Source organism: Pseudomaricurvus alcaniphilus (assembly GCF_011440395.1).
GTDB classification, from domain to species: Bacteria; Pseudomonadota; Gammaproteobacteria; order Pseudomonadales; family Cellvibrionaceae; genus Pseudomaricurvus; species Pseudomaricurvus alcaniphilus.
In genome coordinates this window covers 1-1,233 of sequence record NZ_JAAOIX010000038.1, presented here as the reverse complement: position 1 = coordinate 1,233, position 1,233 = coordinate 1, and the positions used below count along the sequence as shown (strand labels likewise).

At 47.0% G+C, this 1,233-nt stretch carries 2 protein-coding genes; both read right to left on the bottom strand.

The annotated features are described in order from the left end of the window. A partial coding sequence (locus G8764_RS22245; RefSeq protein WP_166168580.1) for an FAD-dependent monooxygenase occupies nucleotides 1-539 on the bottom strand: 539 nt, incomplete at its 3' end. 265 nt (nucleotides 540-804) lie between these two features. Next, the coding region (locus tag G8764_RS22240; RefSeq protein WP_166168577.1) for a fumarylacetoacetate hydrolase family protein at nucleotides 805-1,233 on the bottom strand (429 nt) is incomplete at its 5' end.

Sequence of the window (1,233 nt, the reverse complement as noted above, 5' to 3'; positions counted from 1 at the left end):
ACATATTCACCTTTAAGATGGTCACCAAATACCATTTTGCGAGTTGCTGATAAAGCGCCATCGGCGGCAACGAGCAAATCACAGGTGTCGATTTCGCCATTGGATAAAGTCACAGTCACCTTGCCGTCGCTCTGTACGATATCGGTAACCGTAGTTTGGTAATCAATTTTTGCACCTGAAGCCAGTGCGTTTTCTTCCAGTATTTTTCCAAACACGGGTCGCATTATGCCGAGTGCTGCAGGGAAACCTTCGCGGTGACTGTTTCCAGTTTTAATGGTGCGGTGTATGTTTCCAGCACCGTCTGCGAGGCTGACTTCGCTCCAGCCTTTACCGTGTTTTAAACAAGCTTCGCCTAGCCCGACTTGGTCAAGAGCCCTCAACGCATTACCCAACAGATTAATGCCTGTTCCGAGAAGGTTGGCTGGCGTGTCTTTTTCAATAACTCGGACTTCATAGTCTGTCATTCTTTTTACGGAATGTGCCAGTGTAAGACCACTGATACCGGCCCCGACTATTATGATTTTCTTTTCTGAAGACATAATGAACCTTCTTGGTGCTTATTTATCGTTAACGTTGTAAGTCGCTATGCTTTTTCGAGCATAGATTTGCTGCTAAAAGTTCAGATGTAGCGTTCGTAGCTACTTTATTGCTTATTGCTCTTCTTATAACAGGTGTCACGTCCTGTAAGTCTTTCTTTATCAACTAAGCAAGTGATAAGTAAGCTTTTTGTTTAAAAGGTTACTTATACAGGCAGGTAAGCTTCCCAGATGTTAGCTTAACGACTCGGAAGCTGCTTGCGGATATTTACATAAAAGGCTTACGCGGCTCAGGCCACCACAGACCTTCCTGCTTTTGGCCCATACGGTTACGCAGTACACCTACGCCGTCGGCGATAAGTTCTACTACGTCACCTGGCTCAAGCTGTCGGTCGAGTTCCAGTGCAGAGCCTTTACCCATGGTGCCGGAACCGATGATGTCACCGGGTTGAATCCAATCGGCAAGGGAAACGTAGGCAATCAGCTCTTCAATGGACCAGAGTTGGTTACTGCTGGTTCCTTTGGACCAGGATTCGCCGTTGACTCGAACTTCCATGCCGATATTTTCCAGGTCTTCAAACTCGTCGATGGTGGTAATCCAGGGGCCAATGCCGTAGGCAAAGTCTTTACTCTTTTGTGGGCCCATCAGAATACCCATTTCGTCGGCCTGGCGATCGCGGCCACTGAAATCATTAAA